Raw genomic sequence first — 22,971 nt, 5'->3', positions numbered from 1 at the left:
TGCGACCCACGCTCTGGGCAGAACAGTGGGGAGGACGACGCGCAGGGGAGCCGCGACCCGGGCCGCAGCACAGGGCCGCACCCCTCTGTCCCCCGTCGTCCCACGAGCCGGTGGGAGGCTGACAGGTGTCCAGCGCAGCCGAGCAGGAGGCGGTGGCCGGTCATCGGGCCACCGGGAACGGGCGCCAGGCCGCCGCCGTGAACGGCGCACGGAGGGCCGCGCCGCCGCCCACCGTGTCCGCGTGGCCGGGCGCGCCGACCCCGCTGGGCGCCCGGTTCCGGGTCGGCCCGGACGGGGTGGCGGGCACCAACTTCGCGTTGTGGGCGGGCGGGGCCGAGGGCGTCGAGCTGTGCGTGTTCGACGAGGCGGGCAAGGAGGCGCGGGTCCGGCTCGCCGAGCTGACCCACGAGATCTGGCACGGCTTCGTCCCGGGCGTGCTGCCCGGGCAGCGCTACGGCTACCGGGTGCACGGCCGCTGGGACCCGTGGACGGGTGCCCGCTGGAACCCGGCGAAGCTGCTGCTCGACCCGTACGCCCGCGCCGTCGACGGGGACTTCGGTCTGCCGCCGGAGGTGTACGGGCACGTCCGCGACTGGCCGCAGCAGCACGTCGCCGACACCGTCCGCGACGACCGGGACTCGGCGCCGTACGTGCCGAAGGGCGTCGTCGTCCACGATGACGACGACTGGGCCGACGACCGCCGCCCGAAGACGCCGTGGGCCGACTCGGTGATCTACGAACTGCACGTCAAGGGCTTCACACGGCTGCACCCGGGCATCCCCGAGGAGTTGCGCGGCACCTACGCCGGTCTCGCGCACCCGGCGGCGATAGAGCACCTGGTGAAGCTGGGCGTGACGGCGGTGGAGCTGCTGCCGGTGCACCAGTTCGCGCACGAGGACCACCTGCTGCGCAGAGGTCTGAGGAACTACTGGGGCTACAACTCCATCGGCTACTTCGCCCCGCACGCGGGCTACGCGGCCTCCGGCACGGCCGGGCAGCAGGTCGGCGAGTTCAAACGGATGGTGCGCGCCCTGCACGCGGCCGGGATCGAGGTCATCCTCGACGTCGTCTACAACCACACCGCGGAGGCGGGCGAGCTCGGTCCGACGCTGTCCCTGAAGGGCGTCGACAACCGGGGTTACTACCGCCTCCAGGACGACCCCCGGCGCTACACCGACTACACCGGCTGCGGCAACACCCTGCACGTGGTCCAGCCGCACGTGCTGCGCCTGATCACGGACTCGCTGCGCTACTGGGTCACCGAGATGGGTGTGGACGGCTTCCGTTTCGACCTTGCGGCGGCGCTGGCCCGCTCCATGCACGACGTCGACATGCTGTCCCCGTTCCTCGCGGTCATCGCCCAGGACCCGGTGCTGCGCCGGGTGAAGCTGATCGCCGAGCCGTGGGACGTGGGGTCGGGCGGCTACCAGGTGGGGGCGTTCCCCCCGCTGTGGACGGAGTGGAACGACCGGTACCGCGACGCCGTACGGGACTTCTGGCGGCACGCGCTGCCGGACGTGCGCGAGATGGGGTACCGCCTGTCGGGCTCCAGCGACCTGTACGCCTGGGGTGGGCGCAGGCCGTACGCGTCCGTCAACTTCGTCACGGCGCACGACGGTTTCACCCTGCGCGACCTGGTGTCCTACGAGCGCAAGCACAACGAGGCCAACGGCGAGGGCAATCGGGACGGCACGGACGACAACCGGGCGTGGAACTGCGGTGCCGAGGGCGAGAGCGACGACGAGGGCGTACGGGCGCTCAGGCGGCGCCAGCTCAGGAACCTCCTGACCACGCTGCTGCTGTCGACGGGCGTGCCGATGCTGGTCGCGGGCGACGAGATGGGCCGCACCCAGCGCGGCAGCAACAACGCCTACTGCCAGGACAACGAGATCAGCTGGCTGGACTGGGAGCTCCTGGAGGACCCGGCCTGGCAGGCCCTGTTCGCGCTGACCTCCCGCCTGATCGCGCTGCGTCACCGCCACCCGGTGCTCAGGCGCCGGGCGTTCTTCTCGGGCCGGGCGCAGACCGCGGACGGGCTGCGCGACCTGGCCTGGTTCACGTCCCGGGGCACGGAGATGACGGAGCAGGACTGGTACGCGCCCGCCGCCACGCTCGGCATGTACCTGTCCGGCCGGGACATCCCGGGCCGCGACGAACGCGGGGAGCAGATCCTCGACGACAGCTTCCTGGCCGTCCTGCACGCGGGCGAGGGGCCGGTGAACTTCGCGCTGCCGGGGCCGCCGTGGGCCGAACGGTACGAGGTCGTCGTGGACACGAGCCGGGAGGAGCAGGGAGAGGCACCGGGCGTCGAACACCGCGCGGGAACGGAGATCACCATGCCGGCACGGGCGGTGCTGCTGCTGCGAGTGGCAGGCTGAGGCATCGTTTCGCCACGGGCCGGGAGGGCTAGGCCGGGGCATGCCGGTGCGGGCCGGCCGCACTGCGAGTGGCAGGCTGAGGCATCGTTTCGCCACGGGCCGGGAGGGCGAGGCCGGGCACGCCGGTACGGGGCGTGCCTCGGCTGCCGGTGGCGGGCTGAGGTGCCGTTTCGCCGGGCGGTCGGGGCGGGGGTGCCGCGCGGTGTTGCGGCTCGTTGCAGGTCCGTGAACGCGGCGGGGATCTTCTTGACCCCTGCGTCGCACCGCTGGCAGCGTCGCTGCTGAGCCTCGGCTCTCCCTCACTGCCCCTCGGTCCTCCAGGATTCCGCATGCCCGAAATATCCCGTCGTGCCCTCGGTGCTCTCGTCGGCGGTGGTGCCCTGGGCGCCGTGGCCGGTACGGCCGGTGCCGCCGAGGCGGTTCCCGTCGAACGCCCCTTCCGGGCCCGCCCCGGCGCCGCCTCCGGGCAGCGCCCCAACATCCTCGTCATCCTCGGCGACGACCTCGGCTGGGCCGACCTGTCCTCCTACGGCGCCCCGCACATCAGCACGCCGAACCTGGACCGGCTGGCCCGCCAGGGGGTGCGCTTCACCGACGCCTACTCCGGCTCCTCGACCTGCTCCCCGACCCGGTTCAGTCTTTACACCGGCCGCTATCCGGGACGTACCGAGGGCGGACTGGCCGAGCCGGTCGCCGACCGGTCCCAGGGCCTGGACCCCCACCACCCCACCCTCGCCTCCCTGCTGAAGAAGGCGGGCTACGCGACCGCCCTCATCGGCAAGTGGCACTGCGGCTGGCTGCCCGACTACAGCCCCATCAAGTCCGGTTGGGACGAGTTCTTCGGCAACCACGGGGGCGTGCTGGAGTACTTCTCCAAGCTGGGGCAGCTCGGCGAGTACGACCTCTACGAGGGCGACGCCGAGTACAAGGACCTGCGGTACTACACGAACGTCCTGACCGAACGGGCCGTGGAGTACGTCAGCCGCGACCACGACCAGCCGTGGCTGCTCAACCTCAACTTCACCACCCCGCACTGGCCGTGGCTCGCGGAGGGCGACGAGGAGACCGGCGCCGAGATCGCGGAGGAGATCCGGAACGCGAAGAGCCAGGCGGAGGTGTCGGCCGCGCTCAACCACCACGACGGCGGCTCGGTCGCCAAGTACACCGAGATGGTGCAGAGCCTGGACGCGGCCGTCGGCGAGGTGCTCACGGCGCTGCGCCGCTCCGGACAGGAGGAGCACACGCTGGTGTACTTCGCCAGCGACAACGGCGGTGAGCGCTGGTCGTACCTGTGGCCGCTCAGCGGCGAGAAGTTCGTGCTGCAGGAGGGCGGCATCCGGGTGCCGACGATCGTGCGCTGGCCGCACCGGATCGACGGCAACCAGGTCAGTCACGCGCCCAACCTCTCTCCCGACTGGACCGCGACCTTCCTGGAGGTGGCCGGCGCGCGACCCGATCCGGCCTACCCGCTGGACGGTGCGAGCCTGGCCGGATACCTGCTGCGGGGCGAGCAGCCGCCGGAGCACGACCTGTTCTGGCGGGTGCGGGCCAACCGGGCGCTGCGGCGCGGGAAGTGGAAGTACTACCGGGACGCCAAGGGCACCGACCACCTGTACGACCTGGCCGAGGACCTGCGGGAACAGGCCGACCTCGCCGCGGACCGACCGGAGCTGCTCGCCGAGCTCAAGGCCGCCTGGGAGAGGACCGACCGAACCCTGCTGCCCTACCCGGCCTAGGGTGCTGTCCGGGCCGGTGGGTGACGCGTGGCCCTCTCCGGACGACGGGCCCTAGCCGAGGATCCCCCGCTGGTACGCCGTCGCGACCGCTGCCGCGCGGTCGTTGACGCCCAGCTTGGCGTACAGGTGGGTGAGGTGGGTCTTGACCGTCGCCTCGCTGATGAACAGTTCACGGGCGATCTCGCGGTTGGACGTGCCCCTGGCGACCAGGGCCAGCACCTCGCGCTCGCGGGCGGAGAGGGGCTCGTTGCCGGGGGCGCGCACCGCGGAGACCAGGCGCGAGGCGACCGCGGGGGACAGGACCGTACGGCCCTCCGCCGCCGCCCGCACCCCTGTGAACAGTTCGTCCCGCGGGGCGTCCTTCAGCAGATAACCCGTCGCGCCCGCCTCGATCGCGGGCAGGGTGTCGGAGTCGGTGTCGTAGGTGGTGAGCACGAGGACCTTGGCGCGGACGCCGGTACGGGCCAGTTCACGGATGGCGTCCACTCCCCCACCACCCGGCATGCGCAGATCCATCAGGATCACGTCCGGGTCGAGGGCCGCGGCGAGCGAGACCGCCTCGACGCCGTTCGGCGCTTCCCCGAGGACCCGGAAGCCCGGCGCGGACTCGAACATGCCGCGCAGGCCGTCCCGGACGACGGGGTGGTCGTCGACGATCAGCAGAGTGATCGGGGCGGCCCCCGTCGCGGCGTGTTCAGCCCCCGCCGCGGCCGCCGCACCGGGGCGCCGCCGCGTGCCGTGTCACCCCGTTCGCGCGGATGTCCTCGATCAGCTCCCAGGTGTCGCGGCGGGCGCGCGGGTCGAGTCCGGTGGTCAACTCGTCCAGGACGACGGCTCTCGGGTTGCCCACCAGGGCGAGTGCGATGAACAGCCGTTGCTTCTGGCCGCCGGAGAGTTTGGCGAACCGGGTGCCGAGCTTGGCGGCCAGGCCGAGGCGTTCGGCGAGGGGCCGCCAGTCGAGCGGGCTCGGGTAGAAGGCGCTGTACAGCTCCAGCGCCTCGCGGACGGTGAGCTTGGCCTGGAGTTCGCTCTCCTGGAGCTGCGCGCCGAGCACCCGGCGGGTGCCCTCGTGCTCGGTGACGGGGTCGAGCCCGGCGACCCGGACGCGGCCGGAGTCGGGCACGCGCAGCCCCTCGACGCACTCCACGGTGGTGGTCTTCCCGGCGCCGTTGGGGCCGAGGATCCCGAAGATCTCGCCCTCCTCCACGGCGAAGGAGACACCGTCGACGGCGCGGCGGCCGGCGTAGCTCTTGCGCAGCTCGGTGACTTCGATGACAGGTGCGGTCTGCATACGAAGAGGGTCCCGGTGAGGCCGGGCCCGGCACATCGGCCGTCGTGCTCGAACGGACATCCACCGATCGGCTGATGCCGCCGTACGACCCGACGGGTGCGGCCGTACGAGGGCGGGTGCGGCGTACGGGGCGGTGCGACCTCAGGGGGCAGAAGTGCGGCCGTGCCCGGGCGGGTGCGGCCGTACGGCCCGTCGAACGTTCTCCCAGGTCGTAGGACCAAGGACCGAGCCGTGTCCGGCGGAAACTCGGTGGGCAGTGTCAGTGGCGATCCGTAGGCTCGCTGCTGATGGCCACGACACCCGCCTTTGCCCAGGACCGTTCCGCCGTGCGCTCGTTGCTGCGCCTGTGGCCGTACGTGCGGCCCGCGCGGGTGCGGCTGTTCAGTGCCGCGTTCGTCGCGATACTCGCCTCCTGCGTGGGCCTGGTGATCCCGCTCGTCCTGAAGTGGATGGTCGACGGGCCGATCGCCGGGCGGGACCCGGCCGGGGTGTGGCTCGGCGCGCTGTACCTGCTGTTGCTGGGCTTCGCTGAGGCCCTGCTGTTCGGGCTGCGGCGGTGGCTGGTGGCCCGTCCGCTCACCCACGTCGAGGCGTCCATGCGGGCGGGACTGTACCGGCACCTCCAGCGGCTGCCGGTGGCCTTCCACGACCGGTGGGCATCGGGGCAGTTGCTGTCCCGCGGCACCACCGATCTGATGCTGCTGCGCCAGTTCCTCGCCTTCCCCCTGACGTTCCTGCTGGTCAACGGGGTGACGATCGTCGTGGGCGTGGTCATCATGCTGCTCCAGGACTGGACACTGGGACTGGTCGTCCTCGGACCCGCCGTGCCCGTCATGGTCACCTGCCTGGTCTTCGAGAAGCGGTACGCGCAGGTGGCCCGGCGGGCCCAGGACCAGGTGGGCGATCTGACGACGGTCGTCGAGGAGAGCGTGCTCGGCATCCGCATCATCAAGGGCTTCGGCCGCCACCGGAGCCAGGCGCGGGCGTTCCGGGACCTGTCGCGGACGCTGCGCGGTACGGAACTGCGCAAGGCGCGGCTGCTGGCGACGATCTGGGGCGTCATCGTGACGCTGCCGGAGGTGGCGATCGGTGCGGCGCTGGTGGTGGGGGCCGTGCAGGTGGCCGACGGTGCCCTGTCGGCGGGGACGCTGGTGGCGTTCCTGTCGACGGCGCTGGCGTTGCGGTGGCCGGTCGAGTCGATCGGGTTCCTGCTGGCGATGAGCCAGGAGGCGGCGACGGCGACGGAGCGGTTCTTCGAGGTGATGGACGAGGAAGTCGAGGACACCGCCTCCGGGCACCGCACCTCCGAGCCCACCGCTCCAGAGCGCCTGGCCTCCGGTACGCGGGCCGGCTCGAAGGACCCGCAGGACACGGGGCTTCGCTTCCACCACGTCCGGTTCCGCTACCCGGACGCCCCGCCCGGTTCCCCTCCCGTCCTGCAGGACGTCGACCTGCACATCCGCCCCGGCGAGTCCATGGCCCTGGTCGGGGCCACCGGCAGCGGCAAGACCACCCTCACCGCGCTCGTGCCCCGCCTCTACGAGCTGACCTCGGGCCGCATCACCCTCGACGGCACCGACATCACGGAGCTGTCCAGAGAAGCGCTGCGCGCCAGGGTCGCCGTGGCCTTCGAGGAGCCCACGCTGTTCTCGGCCGCGGTCCGCGACAACGTTCTCATGGGCGCCGCGAGGGACACCGCCGGCACCGCCGATCTGGAGCGTGCCCTCGCCGTCGCGCAGGCCGAGTTCGTGCATGCCCTGCCCCAGGGGGCGGACACCCAGGTGGGCGAGCAGGGCCTCAGCCTCTCCGGCGGCCAGCGCCAACGCCTCGCGCTCGCCCGGGCCGTCGTCGGGCAGCCGGAGTTCCTCGTCCTGGACGACCCGCTGTCGGCCCTGGACGTGCACACGGAGGCCGCCGTGGAGGCCGCCCTGCGGCAGGTGCTGGCGGACACCACGGCCCTGATCGTCGCGCACCGCCCGTCCACCGTGCTGCTCGCCGACCGCGTCGCGCTGCTGTCCGGCGGCCGGATCGCCGCGGTCGGCACCCACCAGGAACTGCTGCGGACGAACGCCGAGTACGCGCATCTGATGTCAGGGGAAACGTCCGGCAGCACGTCCGGGGAATTCTCCGGGAGAACGTCAAGGGAAACGTCCGGGGGAACGTCAGAGGAAGAGGAGGGCGCACGATGACGGCGGCCACCGGCGCACCGGCCGGCGACAAACCCGGCGACCGGCCCGACGAACGGCGTGACGACGCATCCGGCGATCGTCCCGCCGCCACCGGCGACCCCTTCGACCAGGACGTCCTGCCCACCCCGCCGGGCGCCACCGGGGCCCTGCTGCGCTCCCTGCTCGCGCCCATGAAGGCCCGGGTCACGGTCACGACGCTCCTGCTGCTGCTCCAGCAGGCGGTCGTGCAGGCGGGCCCGCTGCTCGTGGCGTACGCCATCGACCGCGGCGTGCCGGCGTTCCGCGCGCAGGACCACGGGCCGCTGATCGCGGTGGGCGTCGGGTATCTGGCGTGCGCGCTGGCCGCGGGCGGGCTGCAGTTCGCGTTCGTCGCCGCCGCGGCCCGGGTCAGCCAGGACGTCCTGCTGGATCTGCGCGGGCGGATCTTCCGCCACGCGCAGGCGCTGAGCGTCGACTTCCACGAGCGCTACACCTCGGGCCGGCTCATCTCCCGCTCCACGACCGACGTGGAGTCGCTGCGCGAGTTGCTGGACGAGGGTCTCCAGGAGCTCGTGACGGTGATCCTGTCCTTCGTCTACATCTCGGCGATGCTGCTCTGGCTCGACCTGGGCCTCGGGGGCGTGGCGGTGGCGTCCCTGGTGCCGCTGTACGCACTCGTGCGGTGGTACCAGCGGCGGGCCGGGCGGGTATACCGGGCGCGGTCGACCGCCATCGCGGCCGTGATCGTCAAGTTCGTCGAGACGATGAACGGCATCCGCCCGGTGCGCGCCTTCCGTCGCGAGTCCGCCAACGACGCGGACTTCGGCGAGCTCAACCGGCGGCACGAACGGGTCAACGGCGACGCGCTGCTGGAGATGGCCCGCTACGTCACCGGCTCCCGCCTGGTCGCCAACACGGCGGTCGCGGCGATCGTCCTGTGGGGCGCCCAACGGGTCGCGGACGGCACACTGGCCCTCGGTGTGCTGGCGGCGGCCGTGCTGTACCTGCGGCGGCTGTACGACCCCATCGACCGGCTCGGGATGTTCCTGAACTCGTACCAGTCGGCGGCGGCCTCGCTGGAGAAGATCGCCGGCCTGCTCGCGCAGACCCCGTCGGTCCCCGAGCCGGCCACCCCGCGGCAGCTCCCGCCGCTCCAGAGCGAGCACCCCGGCCGCGAAGTGGTCTTCGACGGCGTCCGCTTCGGCTACCGCACCGGCGGCGAGGTGCTGCCCGCGTTCGACCTCACCCTGCCGGCGGGGCAGACGGTCGCGGTCGTGGGGTCCACGGGCGCCGGCAAGTCGACGCTGGCCAAGCTGCTGGCCCGGTTCTACGACCCCTCCGGCGGCCGGGTGCTGCTGGACGGCGTCGATCTGCGCGACCTCTCCGTGCCGGAACTGCGGCGTGGGGTGGTCATGGTGACGCAGGAGGCGTTCCTGTTCTCCGGCACGGTCGCCGACAACATCGCGATCGGCCGCCCGGACGCCACCCGCGAGGAGATGGAGCAGGCGGCGAAGGAGATCGGCGCGCACGACTTCATCGCCTCCCTGCCCGACGGCTACGACACCGACGTGCGCAAGCGAGGTGGGCGGATCTCCGCCGGGCAGCGGCAACTGGTCGCGTTCGCGCGGGCGTTGCTGGCCGACCCGGCGGTGCTGATCCTCGACGAGGCGACCAGCTCGCTGGACATTCCCGGGGAGCGGGCGGTGCAGCGGGCCATGACGACGGTGCTGAAGGGCCGCACGGCGGTGGTCATCGCGCACCGGCTGTCGACCGTGGAGATCGCGGACCGCGTTCTGGTGATGGAGCACGGCCGGATCGTGGAGGACGGCGAACCGGCCGAACTCATCACGGGTACGGGCAGGTTCGCGGATCTGCACCGGGCGTGGGAGGACAGTCTGGCCTAGGGGCTCTTGCACGTCTCGCATCGTGCGATCGCGATTCCGCGGGAGCCGGTGCCGACGTTCGAAGGAACCTGCAGCCGCAGCGGAGGGCGGGCGGATGATCGACGCGTACGAGGACCCCGGCACACCCGATCACCGCGGCGGCGCCCGGTACCTGTGGTGGCTGGCCATGCGGCAGCCCGGGCGGTGTGCCGCCGGGGCGATGTTCGGCAGTGTGTGGATGGTGCTGCTGGCGGCCACGCCCTATCTGATGTCCCGGGCGATCGACGACGGTCTGGAGCCGGGCGACATGAGCGCGCTGGTGCTCTGGAGCGGCGCGCTGTTCGCGGTGGGGGCCTTCAACGCCTGGCTGAGCATCATGCGGCACCGCACCATGACCCGGGTCCGTATGGACGCCAACTTCCGCACGGTGAAGGTCGTCGTCGGCCAGGCGGTCCGGCTCGGGGCGTCCCTGTCCCGGCAGACGGTCGCGGGAGAGGTCGTCACGATCGGCGTGGGTGACGTCCAGACGATCAGCCAGTCCCTGACGGTCGTCGGCCCCGGCGTCGGCGCCGTCGTGGCCTATCTGGTCGTGGCCGCCCTGCTGATCTCGGTCTCCCCGCTCCTCGCCGCGGTCGTCCTGCTCGGCATTCCGGTCCTCGTCCTGCTGGTCGGCCCGCTGCTCGGCCGGCTGCAGGGCTCGGAGGCGGAGTACCGCGAACGCCAGGGCGTCCTGACCGCCCGCATCGGCGACCTCGCCGGCGGCCTGCGGGTCCTCGCCGGGCTCGGCGGCAAGGACCTGGTCTCGGACGCCTTCCGCCGGGACTCCGGGCGGCTGCGCGAACAGGGCTACCGCGTCGGCGCGGTGACCAGCTGGGTGCAGGCCCTGGGCATCGGCCTGCCGACCCTGTTCCTCGCGGTGGTGACCTGGCTGGCGGCGCGCCTGGCCGCGCAGGGCCACATCACCGTGGGCGAGTTGGTGTCGGTCTACGGCTATGTGGCGGTCCTGGTGGGCCCGGTGTCCTTCTGGGTGGAGTGCGGCTACCAGATCAGCCGCGGCCTGGTGTGCGCCCGCCGGGTCGTACGGTTCCTGCGCCTGGAACCGGTGCCCGACACCGGCACCCGGGACGCCCCGTCCGAGCCCTCGGTGCTGTACGACCCCGCCTCGGGCGTGCGCATCCGGCCGGGCCGTCTGACGGCGCTGGTGGCGGAGCACCCCGCGGACGCCACGGCCGTCCTGGACCGCCTGGCCCGCTACGCCCCGTCGAACGCCACGTGGGGCCACACTCGCCTGGACGACATCGCCCTGGCCCAGGTCAGGGCCCGCATCCTGCTGGCGGACCACGAGGCGGACCTGTTCGCCGGAACGCTCCGGGAGATGATCGCCCCCGCGTCGAGGGGCGCTGGGCGCGACGCGAGCCACCACGACGACCCCGCGCACGCGACACCAAAGGACCCGGCGACCCGGAAGGCGCTCCACACCGCCGCGGCCGAGGACATCGTCCAGGCCCTCCCCGACGGCCTGGACTCCCCGATGACCGCCCAGGCCCGCAACCTCAGCGGCGGCCAGCGCCAGCGCATCCGCCTGGCAAGAGCGCTTCTGGCCGACCCGGAGATCCTCCTCGCCGTCGAACCCACCTCGGCCCTGGACGCCCACACCGAAGCCACGGTCGCGTCCCGGCTCGGCGCGGCACGACAAGGCCGCACGACGGTCGTCACCACCACCTCCCCCCTGGTCCTCGACCACGCGGACACCGTCCTCTTCCTGAAGGACGGCAAGGTCGCAGCGACCGGCACCCACCACGAACTCCTGGAATCCACCCCCGGCTACCGAGCCGTCGTCGCACGGGACACCGAGGAGGCCCTGGGATGACCGGCACCCATCTCCCCGTCGCCGCGCGGCAGGACGTCCGGCGCGCGATGCTGGACCTCGTACGGGCGGACACCCGGGTCTTCTGCGGCGTCCTCGTGCTCAACGCCCTGGCCGCCCTGGCCGGTCTCGCGGGGCCGTGGCTGCTCGGCCGGATGATCGACGACGTACGGGCGGGCCACGGCGCCGGAGCCGTGGACCGGCTGGCCCTCGTCCTGCTCCTGTGCGCCCTCGCCCAGTTGCTCCTGGCCCGCTGGGCCCGCTACGTGGGCCACCGCTTCGGCGAACGGACCCTGGCCCGCGTGCGGGAGCGGTTCGTGGACCGCGCCCTCGCCCTGCCCGCCTCGGTGGTCGAGCGCGCCGGCACCGGCGACCTCACCGCCCGCGGCACCTCCGACGTCACCACCGTCGGCAACACCCTGCGCGACGCCGGGCCGGTCCTGCTCGTCAACCTCGTCCAGTGCCTGTTCCTGATCGGCGCGGTGTTCCTCCTGGACCCCCTGCTCGGCGCCCTCGGCGTACTCGGACTCGCACCGATCCAGGTGGCGTTGCGCTGGTACCTGCGCCGGGCCCGGGACGGCTATCTCGCCGAGGGCGCGGCCACCTCGGACGTCGCGGAGATCCTCGCGGCGACCGCGTCCGGCGCCCGCACGGTCGAGGCGTTCCGTCTGGAGAGGCAGCGCACGGCCGCGAGCCGGGACGCCCTGGAGACCTCCCGCCGCACCCGTTTCCACACGCTGTACCTGCGCAGTGTGTTCTTCCCGGCGGTGGAGGTGTCGTACGTCCTGCCCGTGGCCGGTGTGCTGGTGATCGGCGGCGTCCTGCACTCCTCGGGCGCGATGAGTCTCGGGGCGGTGGTGGCGGCGGCCCTGTATCTGCACCAGTTGAGCAACCCGCTGGACGAGATCCTGGTCCGGGTCGAGCAACTGCAGAGCAGCGGGGCCTCGTTCGCCCGGGTGGAGGGGCTCGCCCGGGCACCACACGCCGGTGGGGAGGGCGACTGCCCGGATCCCGACGGGGACCGGATCGACGTCGTCGGGGTGCGCTACGCCTACGACGGGGGCGTCGAGGTGCTGCGCGGTGTCGATCTGACCGTGCGCCCCGGGGAGCGGCTCGCCATGGTCGGGCCGTCCGGGGCCGGCAAGACGACGTTGAGCCGGCTGATGGCGGGCATCGACGCGCCGAGCGCGGGCTCGGTGACGGTCGGCGGCGTGCCGGTCGTCGGGCTGGGGCCGGAGCGGCTGCGCCGGCAGGTCGTCCTGGTCACCCAGGAGCACCACGTGTTCCTGGGTTCGGTCCGCGACAACCTGCGGATCGCCGAACCCGACGCGGACGACGAGCAGGTGTGGGACGCGCTGGCCGTGGTCGGCGCCGACGCGTGGGTGCGGGAGCTGCCGCGGGGGCTGGACACCCCGCTGGGCCAGGGCGGCCGCCGTACCGACGGCTCGCAGGCGCAGCAACTCGCCCTGGCCCGCGTGGTGCTGGCGGACCCGCACACGCTGATCCTCGACGAGGCGACCGCGCTGCTCGACCCGACGACCGCCCGGCACACCGAGCGGGCCCTGGCCGCCGTTCTCGAGGGGCGCACCGTCATCGCCGTCGCGCACCGGCTGCACACCGCGCACGACGCCGACCGGGTGGCGGTGATGGAGGACGGCCGGCTGAGCGAACTGGGCACGCACGAGGAGCTGGTGGCGGCCGGGGGTGCCTATGCGGCGCTGTGGCACTCCTGGCACGGGGATCTGCCCGGAGCAGGCGAAGTGCACGCATAGCAAAGCGTCCGCATAGCGAACATGAACTTCCGGACAACGAACCGTTTCCGGCCATACTTTTGACACGGTCCTGACAGAAAGCGCACTCCCCTGCCACGCTTCCCACGACTGCTCCACAGGAACCCCACAGCAACACCTCCACCTCCCCAGGCCGGGCGACCCCCGGTCCCGCAGAAGGAGTCAGTGTTGAGAAGCAGTTCCTCGCGAAGAGGCACCTCCCACAGACGCACTCCCCACACCACCGCGGCCGTGGCCCTCGCCGGCGTCGCCGCGCTGATCGCCGCCGCCGTGCAGAGCGGCACTGCCGTCGCGGCACCCGAGCAGGCGCCGCCGGCCGCGAGCAAGGCGATCCCCGGCTCGGAGTCGGTGAAGCTCAGCCCCGCCCAGCGCGCCGCGCTGATCCGCAAGGCCGAGGCCCGCAAGGCCCGGACGGCCCGGGAGCTGGGCCTCGGCGCCAAGGAGAAGCTGGTCGTCCGTGACGTCGTGAAGGACGCCGACGGCACCGTCCACACCCGCTACGAGCGCACCTACGACGGTCTGCCCGTCCTCGGCGGTGACCTCGTCGTCAAGGCCGCCGCGTCCGGTGCGACGAAGTCGGTCGTCAAGGCGACCCGCACCGCCATCAAGCCGGCCACCACCACCGCGGCCGTCCCGACCGCCAAGGCTCAGAAGCAGGCGCTGGCCGCCGCGAAGGCGGACGACACCAGGAGCCCCGACGTCGACAAGGCGCCGCGCAAGGTGATCTGGGCGGCGAACGGCAAGCCGGTCCTCGCCTACGAGACCGTCGTCGGCGGCCTCCAGAAGGACGGCACCCCGAACGAGCTGCACGTCGTCACCGACGCGGCCACGGGCGCCAAGCTCTACGAGTGGCAGGGCATCGAGACCGGCACCGGCAACACGACGTACAGCGGCACGGTGACGCTCGGCACCACGCAGTCCGGGTCGACGTACAACCTCACGGACGGCGCGCGCGGCGGCCACAAGACGTACAACCTCAACCGCGGTACCTCCGGCACCGGCACGCTGTTCTCCGGCCCGGACGACGTGTGGGGCAACGGCAGCGCGTCCAACGCCGAGACCGCGGGCGCGGACGCGCACTACGGCGCCGCGCTGACGTGGGACTACTACAAGAACGTGCACGGGCGTTCGGGTATCAAGGGCGACGGTGTCGGCGCCTACTCCCGGGTCCACTACGGCAACAACTACGTCAACGCCTTCTGGTCCGACAGCTGCTTCTGCATGACCTACGGCGACGGCTCGGGCAACACGCACCCGCTCACGGCCATCGACGTGGCCGGCCACGAGATGACCCACGGCGTCACCTCCAACACCGCGGGCCTCGTCTACAGCGGCGAGTCCGGCGGTCTGAACGAGGCCACCTCCGACATCTTCGGATCGACGGTCGAGTTCTACGCGAACAACTCCTCCGACGTCGGTGACTACCTCATCGGCGAGGAGATCGACATCAACGGCGACGGCTCGCCGCTGCGCTACATGGACAAGCCCAGCAAGGACGGCGCGTCCAAGGACAGCTGGTACTCGGGCATCGGCTCGGTCGACGTGCACTACTCGTCGGGCCCCGCCAACCACTTCTTCTACCTGCTCTCCGAGGGCAGCGGCACCAAGACCATCAACGGTGTCACGTACAACTCGGCCACCTCGGACGGCCTTCCGGTCACGGGCATCGGCCGGGACAAGGCGGAGAAGATCTGGTTCCGCGCACTGACCACGAAGTTCACCTCGAACACCAACTACGCGGGGGCCCGCACCGGCACCCTCGCGGCCACCGGTGAGCTCTACGGCACGGACAGCGCCGAGTACAAGGCGGTCCAGGACGCGTGGGCGGGCGTCAACGTCGGCACCCGCTCCGGCGGCGGCGGGGGCGGCGGCACCTCCTTCGAGAACACCGCCGACGTGGCGATCCCGGACCGGGGCGCGGCGGTCAACTCGCCGGTCACCGTCTCCGGCCGGACCGGCAACGCGCCGTCCAACCTCCAGGTCTCGGTGGACATCGTCCACACCTACATCGGTGACCTCAAGGTGGATCTGGTCGCCCCCGACGGCACGGTCTACGCGCTGAAGGGGTACGGCACCGGCGGAAGCGCCGACAACATCAACACCACCTACACGGTGAACGCCTCCTCCGAGGTGGCCAACGGAGTCTGGAACCTGCGCGTCCAGGACAACGCCGCCATCGACACCGGCTACATCAACAGCTGGAAGCTGACGTTCCCGTAGATCCGCAGGCCGGCGGGCCCTCAGTGCCCTAGGTACGCAGGCCCGTAGGCCCTCGTAGTCAGGGCGCCGCCCCGGTGGGTTCGAATCCCCCGGGGCGGCGTCCGTTTCACGTGTCCTCGCGTACATCTGGCCGTCGACTTCCGGCCAACATCACGTCGACTCCTGACATGTACGCGTCTGGAGTGCCACTCTTCCCCCACCCGCACAGCACCACCGCAGCACAGCACTTCCCCCACATCGAGGAGCTTGTGTGTCCACCCTTTTCTACGCGCGTCAAAAGCGCGCCACGCTCGCCATCGCCACCGCCGTCGCTGCAGGGGCCCTGCTCACCACCGGCCTGAGCTCCGGCAGCAGCGTCGCCGCGGACTCCCCGAGCAAGCCGGCCCTCGCCGCCGCCCCCGTCCTGCTCTCCGCGCAGGCCCGCACCGCGCTCGTCCAGGAGCAGCAGGCCGACGCCACGCGGACCGCCGACGCGATAGGCCTCGGCGCCAAGGAGAAGCTGGTCGTCCGTGACGTCGTGAAGGACGCCGACGGCACGGTCCACACCCGCTACGAGCGCACCTACGACGGCCTGCCCGTCCTCGGCGGCGACCTCGTGGTGCACCAGTCGAAGTCCGGCGCCACCAAGGGCGTCACCAGAGCCACCGAGGCGACCCTGAAGGTCGCCTCGCTCAAGCCCGCGGTCACCGCAGCCAAGGCCGAGAAGCAGGCCGTGACCCTCGCCAAGGCGGCCGGCTCGGCCAAGACCGAGGCGCACTCCGCTCCCCGCAAGGTCATCTGGGCGGCGGACGGCAAGCCGGTCCTCGCCTACGAGACCGTCGTCGGCGGCCTCCAGGAGGACGGCACCCCGAACGAGCTGCACGTCATCACCGACGCCGCCACCGGCAAGAAGCTCTTCGAGTACCAGGGCGTCGAGACCGGCACCGGCAACACCACCTACAGCGGCGCCGTCACCCTCAGCACCACCAAGTCCGGGTCGACGTACAACCTGACGGACGGCACCCGCGGCGGCCACAAGACGTACAACCTCAACCGCGGCACCTCCGGCACCGGCACCCTCTTCTCCGGCTCCGACGACGTCTGGGGCACCGGCAGCCCGTCCAACGCCGAGACCGCCGCCGCCGACGCCCACTACGGCGCCCAGGTGACGTGGGACTTCTACAAGAGCGCCTTCGGCCGCAGCGGCATCCGGGGCGACGGCAAGGCCGCCTACTCCCGCGTCCACTACGGGAACAGCTACGTCAACGCCTTCTGGTCCGACAGCTGCTTCTGCATGACCTACGGCGACGGCTCGGGCAACACCAACCCGCTGACCTCGCTGGACGTGGCCGCGCACGAGATGAGCCACGGCCTGACCTCGGTCACGGCAAAACTGAACTACAGCGGCGAGTCGGGCGGCCTGAACGAGGCCACCAGCGACATCTTCGGCGCGGGCGCCGAGTTCTTCGCGAACAACTCCTCCGACAAGGGTGACTACCTCATCGGCGAGGAGATCGACATCAACGGCGACGGCTCGCCGCTGCGCTACATGGACAAGCCCAGCAAGGACGGCGCGTCCAAGGACAGCTGGTCCTCCAGCCTCGGCAGCGTGGACGTCCACTACTCCTCCGGTCCCGCCAACCACTTCTTCTACCTGCTGGCCGAGGGCAGCGGCTCGAAGACGATCAACGGCGTGACCTACAACTCGCCCACCTCCAACGGCTCCACGGTCACCGGCATCGGCCGGGACAAGGCGCTGCAGATCTGGTACAAGGCGCTGACGACGTACATGACGTCGACGACCAAGTACGCCCAGGCCCGTACGGCGACCCTGAACGCCGCCTCGGCCCTGTACGGCGCCTCCAGCACCGAGTACAAGGCGGTCGCCTCCGCCTGGTCGGCCGTGAACGTCGGCTGACCGAAGCACGACCACGGGCGGTACCCGGACCCGAAGCGGGTCCGGGTACCGCCTTACCCTTGGGGACCGTGTCTTCTACGGATTCGCAGGACTTCACCTACGCCGATGTCGGCGCCACCCGTGACCAGGGTTTCTGCCCGCCGGGCTTCCGCCCCATGACCGTACGCACTCGTCTCGGAGAGGGCGAGGAGGTCTTCCGCCGGGCCGCGGAGGCCGTCCTCACCTGGGAGATGCACCGCGCCATGGGCGTCGGCCTCGACGCGAGCGCGGACCGGGCCGCCCCCGGCGTCGACGTCACCGTCACCCTCGCCGGCATGATCAAGGCCCCCTGCCGCGTGGTCTGGACGGTCGAGGAACCCCGCCGGGCGGGCTGGGCCTACGGCACCTTGCCCGGCCACCCGGAGACCGGCGAGGAGTCGTTCATCGTGGACCGCACGGGAGACGGCACGGTCTGGCTGACGGTGAACGCGTTCAGCCGCCCGGCCAAGTGGTACGCAAAGGCGGGCGGCCCGGCGACCAGGGGCTTCCAGCACGCATACGCCCGCAGGTGCGGCAGTGTCCTACGGAACCTGGCAACGCAGGGCGGCGAGCCCACCTAGGGGCGCGGGGCTGTATTCGATCTGCGGCTCCGCCGCGTGGGCGCGACCGGCCCCCACGCACCCGCAGACGGCGAACTACCGCATCAACAACCCCGCAGCCGCCACCAGCTCCTCAGAAGGCCCGGCAACCAAGCCCAACTCCGCGCTCGAAGCCATAAGCCGATGCGCGGGAAGGATCCGCACCGTGTACCCAAAAGGCCCGGTGCGATCCAGCGACAAGGGCCCTTCATACACCCAGCGCCCGTCCTGGCCGGGAGACCCCACCGGCTTCAGGGGAACAACCGTCGCGTCCCCGATCCGGTCCTCCTCGTCCACCCGCCCCGAAACCACCTGCACCTCCACGTCGTCCGGCCCCAGCTCACCGAGCCCGACCCGCACCCGAAGCCCCAGCGTCGTCCCGAGCTCCGCCAGCACCTCCGACGCCGACGTCTCCACATGGTCGACGGTGACGCCCGGCCACGCCGCCCGCACCCTCGTCTTCCACTCGGCGAGATCACGCGCCGCGTCCGGGCCCACGGCCCGGTGGGAGAGCGCAGCCGGTGCGTAGAGCCGCTCCACGTACTCGCGGACCATCCGCCCCGCCAGCACCTTCGGCCCGAGCAGGCTCAGCGTGTGCCGGACCATCTCGATCCACCGGTCGGGCAGCCCGCTGCGCCCCCGCTCGTAGAAGCGGGGCGTCACCCGCTGCTCCAGCAGGTCGTACAGCGCCGCGGCCTCTATGTCGTCCCGGTGGTCCTGGTCGGTGGCCACGCCGTCCGCCGTGGGGATGGCCCAGCCGAAGTCGGGCTGGAACCACTCGTCCCACCAGCCGTCGAGGACCGACAGATTGAGACAGCCGTTGAGCGCGGCCTTCATGCCGGACGTGCCGCAGGCCTCCAGCGGCCGGAGCGGATTGTTCAGCCAGATGTCGCAGCCGGGGTAGAGCTTCTGCGCCATCGCCATGCCGTAGTCGGGCAGGAAGACGATCCGGTGCCGCACCCGCGGGTCGTCCGCGAACCGCACCAGCTCCTGCACCAGCCGCTTGCCGCCGTCGTCCGCGGGGTGGGCCTTGCCCGCGACGACGATCTGGACCGGACGCTCGGGGTGCAGCAGCAGGTCCATCAGCCGGTCCCGGTCGCGCAGCATCAGCGTCAGGCGCTTGTACGAGGGGACGCGCCGGGCGAAGCCGATCGTCAGGACGTCCGGGTCGAGCACGTCGTCGATCCAGCCCAGCTCGGCCGTATGGGCGCCGCGCTGCCGCCAGGAGGCCCGCAGCCGCTGACGCACCTCCTCGACGAGCTGCTCGCGCAGCACCCTCCGCAGGTCGAAGATGTCCTGGTCGGGGATGTCGGCGACCGCGTCCCAGCGGTCCGAGCCGCCGACGGTCAGCGCGTCCTCGGCGCGCTGGGCACCGATCTGCTTGGCCCCGAGCCGGAACACCTCGGGGGCGACCCAGGTGGGGGCGTGCACTCCGTTGGTCACCGACGTGATCGGCACTTCGTCGGCGTCGAAGCCGGGCCACAGGCCGGAGAACATCTCGCGGCTGACGTTGCCGTGCAGCAGCGAGACGCCGTTGGCGCGCTGGGCGAGACGCAGGCCCATCACGGCCATGTTGAAGAGGTTGGGCTCCCCGCCGGGGTAGCTCTCCATGCCGAGCCGCAGGATGCGGTCGACGTCGATGCGGGGCAGCTCGGCCTCGGGGCCGAAGTGGCGGGCGACCAGCGCGCGGTCGAACCGGTCGATGCCGGCCGGGACGGGGGTGTGGGTGGTGAAGACGGTCCCGGCGCGGACCGACTCCAGCGCGGCGTCGAAGTCCAGCCCGCCGTCGCAGAGTTCGGCGATGCGCTCCAGGCCGAGGAAGCCGGCGTGCCCCTCGTTGGTGTGGAAGACCTCCGGCGCGGGATGGCCGGTCAGCCGGCAGTACGTCCGTACCGCCCGGACCCCTCCTATGCCGAGGAGCATCTCCTGGAGGAGCCGGTGCTCGCTGCCGCCGCCGTAGAGCCGGTCGGTCACGCCGCGCTCGCCGAGGTCGTTCTCCTCGACGTCGGAGTCCAGCATGAGCAGCGGGACCCGGCCGACCTGCGCCAGCCAGATCCGGGCGTGCAGCTGTTTGCCGCCGGGCAGGGCGAGGGCGACCTGGGCGGGGGTGCCGTCGAGCTCCTCGAGCTGGACGACGGGCAGCTCGTTCGGGTCGAGCACGGGGTAGTGCTCCTGCTGCCAGCCGTCCCGGGACAGGGTCTGGCGGAAGTAGCCGTGCCGGTAGAGCAGGCCGACGCCGATCAGCGGGACGCCGAGGTCGCTGGCCGCCTTGAGGTGGTCGCCGGCCAGGATGCCGAGGCCGCCGGAGTACTGGGGCAGGGCGGCCGTGATGCCGAACTCGGGTGAGAAGTAGGCGATCGCGGCGGGCAGTTCCTCGGGCTGCGTCTGGTACCAGCGGTCGCCGGTCGTGTAGTCGTGCAGATCGCCGGCGACCTCGGTCAGGCGGCGCAGGAACGAGCCGTCCCCGGCCAGTTCCGCCAGCCGGGCGGGCGGCACGCTGCCGAGCAGCCGGACGGGGTCGCCGCCCGAGGCGGCCCACCGCTCGGGGTCGACGGCCCGGAACAGGTCACGGGTCTCCGCGTGCCATGACCAGCGCAGGTTGCGGGCCAGGTCGCTGAGCGGCCGGAGGGGGTCGGGGAGAACGGGTCGGACGGTGAATCGACGGATCGCCTTCACGGGTTCCACCTCGGCGCGTTCGCTGGATCTCACAGGGCTTCGACGACGTCTCCTACGACAGTACCCACGTCGGCGCCCCCGCCGCCGAGGCTCCGCGACCCGACCCCCGATCGGCCTGAACAGCACCATCCGCGGATATGGCCGATTCCACACCCATAGGCGTCCTTGTGGTGCTTCACACGCCACGAGAGGCTGCCCCTGGCGTACCGGCCCGTGCCCGCCGCACGCGGCGCCGCGCGACCGCCGTACGCCGAGTCGAGGAGGGGACATCGGACCATGGCTCGGACGCGTGAGCGGCGTCTGCGCCGGACGGGGGGCCTGGCCGCGGCGGTCTGCGCCGCGGCGTTTTCGGCCACCACCCTGCCCGCGCACGCCGTACCGGAGGGGCGGATACTCGGCGCCGGATCACCCGGCTCCGTGCACGGAAGTTACCTGGTGACACTGAAGGAGGGCACGGCGGCCCGCTCGGCGGCCGGAAAGGGCATCGCCGGAAAGTACGGGGTGGAGATCAGCCACACCTACGGCACGGTCCTGAACGGCTACGCGGTCCGCGCGGACGCGAGACGGGCCGCGCGGCTGGCCACCGACCCCCGGGTCGCCTCGGTCGCCCAGGACACCCGCGTGCGCTTGGACGGCGTGCAGAAGGAACCCCCGTCCTGGGGGCTGGACCGCGTCGACCAGCCGCGGCTGCCTCTGGACCGGAGCTACGCCTGGCCCCGGTCGGCCGGTGCGGGGGTGACGGTGTACGTGATCGACACCGGCGTCCGTACCACCCACCAGGACTTCACGGGCCGGGCGGCCCACGGCTGGGACTTCGTGGGGAACGACCGGGTCGCCTCGGACGCGAACGGCCACGGCACGCATGTCGCCGGCACGGTCGCCGGCACGACCCACGGCGTTGCGAGGAAGGCCCGGATCGTCTCCGTGCGCGTCCTCGACGCCGCGGGCGGGGGCACCACGGCCCGGGTGATCGCCGGGATCGACTGGGTGACCCGGCACGCGAAGAAGCCCGCGGTCGCCAACCTCAGTCTGGGCGGACCGCGCAACGAGCGGCTGGACGCCGCCGTCCGCGCCTCCATCGCCTCCGGTGTCACCTACACGGTCGCCGCGGGCAACGACGGCAGGCCGGCCGGGCTGTACTCCCCGGGGAGCGTGCGGCAGGCCCTCACGGTCGGCGCGACCGACCGGGAGGATAAGAAACCGGCCTTCTCCAACCACGGTCCGGCCCTGGATCTGTTCGCGCCGGGCGTCGGCATCACCTCCACGTCCGCCGCGGGCGACACCGCATGGGCCACCTTCTCGGGTACCTCGATGGCGTCCCCGCACGCCGCCGGCGCGGCCGCGCTCTATCTGGCCGATCATCCGAAAGCCACTCCGGCGCAGGTCACAAGGGCCTTGACCGCCACCGCGGCGACCGGGAAGGTCTCCGGCCGGGGCATCGGTTCGCCGGACAAATTACTGCGGGTGCCGCGCGTGTAGGGCGAAGCAGCAGCCATCTCAGGGGCCGGCCTCGTCCGTCGCGGACGAGGCCGGTCTTGTGTGTCGACATACGCGTGAGTAGTTAACAAAGTGCCGGATTGTCCACCCGAATAGGGTGGGAAGGCTCCTGCGGGTACCCCTCTCAGGAGCACCATGCAGGACCCACCTCCCCACAGACATCCGCCTACCCACGTTGACGCGGACAGGAGCGGTCATGCCCGCCAAGCACCACTCGCCAGCACCCCCCAACCGCCGCGCCACCGGAGCGCGCGCGCCCGGCGGCGAAGCACGCCCCGCACGCCCGGCCGAGGCCGGCCCACCGGCCGCGCCACCCCTCGGCGTGAGCGACACGACCGCCGTCGGGCGCATACCCGTCCTGGACGTCCGTCCGGTGGTCCAGCAGGGACGCCGGCCGGCCAAGGCCGTCACCGGCGAGACCTTCGAGATCTCGGCGACCGTGTTCCGGGAGGGGCACGACGCGGTGGCCGCCAATGTCGTCCTGAAGGACCCCGAAGGCCGCCCCGGCCCGTTCACGCCCCTGCGCGAGCTGGCCCCGGGGACGGACCGGTGGGGTGCCACGGTCACCGCGGGGGAGCCGGGACTGTGGACGTTCACGGTCGAGGCATGGGGGGACCCGGTCAGTACCTGGCGCCATCACGCCGAGATCAAGATCCCGGCGGGCATGGACACGGACGTCGTCCTGGAGGAGGGCGCGCGTCTGTACGAGCGGGCGGCCGCCGGTGTGCCCGAGAAGGAGGGACTGCGCGCAGTGATCCTCACCGCCGTCGACGCGCTGCGGGACGAGGACCGCCCTGCGGCGGCTCGGCTGGCGGCGGCGCTGACGCCGGAGGTGGACGCGGTCCTGGCCCGGCATCCGCTGCGGGACCTGGTCACCAGCAGCGAACCCCTGCCCCTGCTCGTGGAGCGGGAGCGGGCCCTGTACGGCTCCTGGTACGAGTTCTTCCCCCG

Annotated in this window: 13 protein-coding genes and 1 pseudogene; 11 read left to right on the top strand and 3 right to left on the bottom strand. The window is 72.1% G+C overall.

Annotated elements, in window-relative coordinates:
• The first annotated feature begins 125 nt into the window (after positions 1-125).
• Both glgX and AB0B29_RS30180 read left to right on the top strand, forming a co-directional pair.
• Positions 126-2,378 carry a glycogen debranching protein GlgX gene (glgX, locus tag AB0B29_RS30185; RefSeq protein ID WP_362244644.1) on the top strand — a complete coding sequence of 751 codons (2,253 nt, stop codon included), beginning with the start codon at positions 126-128 and terminating at the stop codon, positions 2,376-2,378.
• Positions 2,379-2,707: 329 nt separating this feature from the next.
• Entirely contained in the window at positions 2,708-4,114 is a 1,407-nt protein-coding gene (locus tag AB0B29_RS30180; RefSeq protein WP_362244642.1) for a sulfatase family protein, read from the top strand.
• Positions 4,115-4,165: 51 nt separating this feature from the next.
• Here AB0B29_RS30180 and AB0B29_RS30175 read toward each other — a convergent pair whose 3' ends face one another.
• On the bottom strand, positions 4,166-4,783 hold the full coding sequence (locus AB0B29_RS30175; protein ID WP_362244949.1) for a response regulator transcription factor: 618 nt from the start codon (positions 4,781-4,783) through the stop codon (positions 4,166-4,168).
• Positions 4,784-4,853: 70 nt separating this feature from the next.
• Positions 4,854-5,405: pseudogene (locus AB0B29_RS30170) on the bottom strand (ABC transporter ATP-binding protein); the annotation flags it as partial.
• Between the two features lie 287 nt (positions 5,406-5,692).
• On the opposite strand from AB0B29_RS30170, the gene AB0B29_RS30165 reads away from it, so the two are divergent.
• From AB0B29_RS30165 to AB0B29_RS30135, 7 genes are all read left to right on the top strand, one after another.
• Entirely contained in the window at positions 5,693-7,594 is a 1,902-nt protein-coding gene (locus AB0B29_RS30165; RefSeq protein WP_362244640.1) for an ABC transporter ATP-binding protein, read from the top strand.
• Positions 7,591-9,477, top strand: coding sequence for an ABC transporter ATP-binding protein (locus AB0B29_RS30160; RefSeq protein WP_362244638.1), 1,887 nt, complete (start codon positions 7,591-7,593; stop codon positions 9,475-9,477). The genes AB0B29_RS30165 and AB0B29_RS30160 overlap by 4 nt, the downstream gene beginning before the upstream one ends.
• A gap of 94 nt (positions 9,478-9,571) precedes the next feature.
• Positions 9,572-11,326: an ABC transporter ATP-binding protein gene (locus tag AB0B29_RS30155; RefSeq protein ID WP_362244636.1), complete on the top strand. Its 1,755-nt coding sequence runs from the start codon at positions 9,572-9,574 to the stop codon at positions 11,324-11,326.
• Positions 11,323-13,095 (top strand): ABC transporter ATP-binding protein, encoded by a 1,773-nt coding sequence (locus AB0B29_RS30150; protein ID WP_362244634.1) that lies wholly within the window; start codon positions 11,323-11,325, stop codon positions 13,093-13,095. The genes AB0B29_RS30155 and AB0B29_RS30150 overlap by 4 nt, the downstream gene beginning before the upstream one ends.
• A gap of 186 nt (positions 13,096-13,281) precedes the next feature.
• Positions 13,282-15,333 carry a M4 family metallopeptidase gene (locus AB0B29_RS30145; protein ID WP_362244632.1) on the top strand — a complete coding sequence of 684 codons (2,052 nt, stop codon included), beginning with the start codon at positions 13,282-13,284 and terminating at the stop codon, positions 15,331-15,333.
• Between the two features lie 250 nt (positions 15,334-15,583).
• Positions 15,584-17,230: a M4 family metallopeptidase gene (locus tag AB0B29_RS30140; RefSeq protein ID WP_362244630.1), complete on the top strand. Its 1,647-nt coding sequence runs from the start codon at positions 15,584-15,586 to the stop codon at positions 17,228-17,230.
• A gap of 68 nt (positions 17,231-17,298) precedes the next feature.
• The gene (locus AB0B29_RS30135) at positions 17,299-17,829 is read left to right on the top strand and encodes a DUF1990 family protein (protein WP_436845909.1); all 531 of its coding nucleotides are present in this window, start codon (positions 17,299-17,301) and stop codon (positions 17,827-17,829) included.
• A gap of 75 nt (positions 17,830-17,904) precedes the next feature.
• Here AB0B29_RS30135 and AB0B29_RS30130 read toward each other — a convergent pair whose 3' ends face one another.
• Complete coding sequence (locus tag AB0B29_RS30130) at positions 17,905-20,523, bottom strand: glycosyltransferase family 1 protein (protein WP_362244626.1); 2,619 nt, start codon at positions 20,521-20,523, stop codon at positions 17,905-17,907.
• A 276-nt stretch (positions 20,524-20,799) separates the two neighbouring features.
• Here AB0B29_RS30130 and AB0B29_RS30125 point away from each other — a divergent pair, with 276 nt between their 5' ends.
• On the top strand, positions 20,800-22,002 hold the full coding sequence (locus tag AB0B29_RS30125) for a S8 family peptidase (protein WP_362244624.1): 1,203 nt from the start codon (positions 20,800-20,802) through the stop codon (positions 22,000-22,002).
• A gap of 214 nt (positions 22,003-22,216) precedes the next feature.
• Positions 22,217-22,971 (top strand): maltotransferase domain-containing protein (locus tag AB0B29_RS30120; RefSeq protein ID WP_362244622.1); only part of this gene is annotated, 755 nt, incomplete at its 3' end.

The sequence above is a fragment of the Streptomyces tibetensis genome, assembly GCF_040647715.1.
Lineage (GTDB): Bacteria > Actinomycetota > Actinomycetes > Streptomycetales > Streptomycetaceae > Streptomyces > Streptomyces tibetensis_A.
Note: the sequence above shows the minus strand (reverse complement) of the source record. Positions and strands in the feature narration are given on the sequence as shown.

What these genes read in the sequence shown, in the direction of transcription:
- AB0B29_RS30180 (WP_362244642.1), top strand. Translation starts at nt 2,708, where the DNA reads ATGCCCGAAATATCCCGTCGTGCCCTCGGTGCTCTCGTCGGCGGTGGT.
- AB0B29_RS30125 (WP_362244624.1), top strand. Translation starts at nt 20,800, where the DNA reads ATGGCTCGGACGCGTGAGCGGCGTCTGCGCCGGACGGGGGGCCTGGCC.
- AB0B29_RS30160 (WP_362244638.1), top strand. Translation starts at nt 7,591, where the DNA reads ATGACGGCGGCCACCGGCGCACCGGCCGGCGACAAACCCGGCGACCGG.
- AB0B29_RS30165 (WP_362244640.1), top strand. Translation starts at nt 5,693, where the DNA reads ATGGCCACGACACCCGCCTTTGCCCAGGACCGTTCCGCCGTGCGCTCG.
- AB0B29_RS30155 (WP_362244636.1), top strand. Translation starts at nt 9,572, where the DNA reads ATGATCGACGCGTACGAGGACCCCGGCACACCCGATCACCGCGGCGGC.
- AB0B29_RS30150 (WP_362244634.1), top strand. Translation starts at nt 11,323, where the DNA reads ATGACCGGCACCCATCTCCCCGTCGCCGCGCGGCAGGACGTCCGGCGC.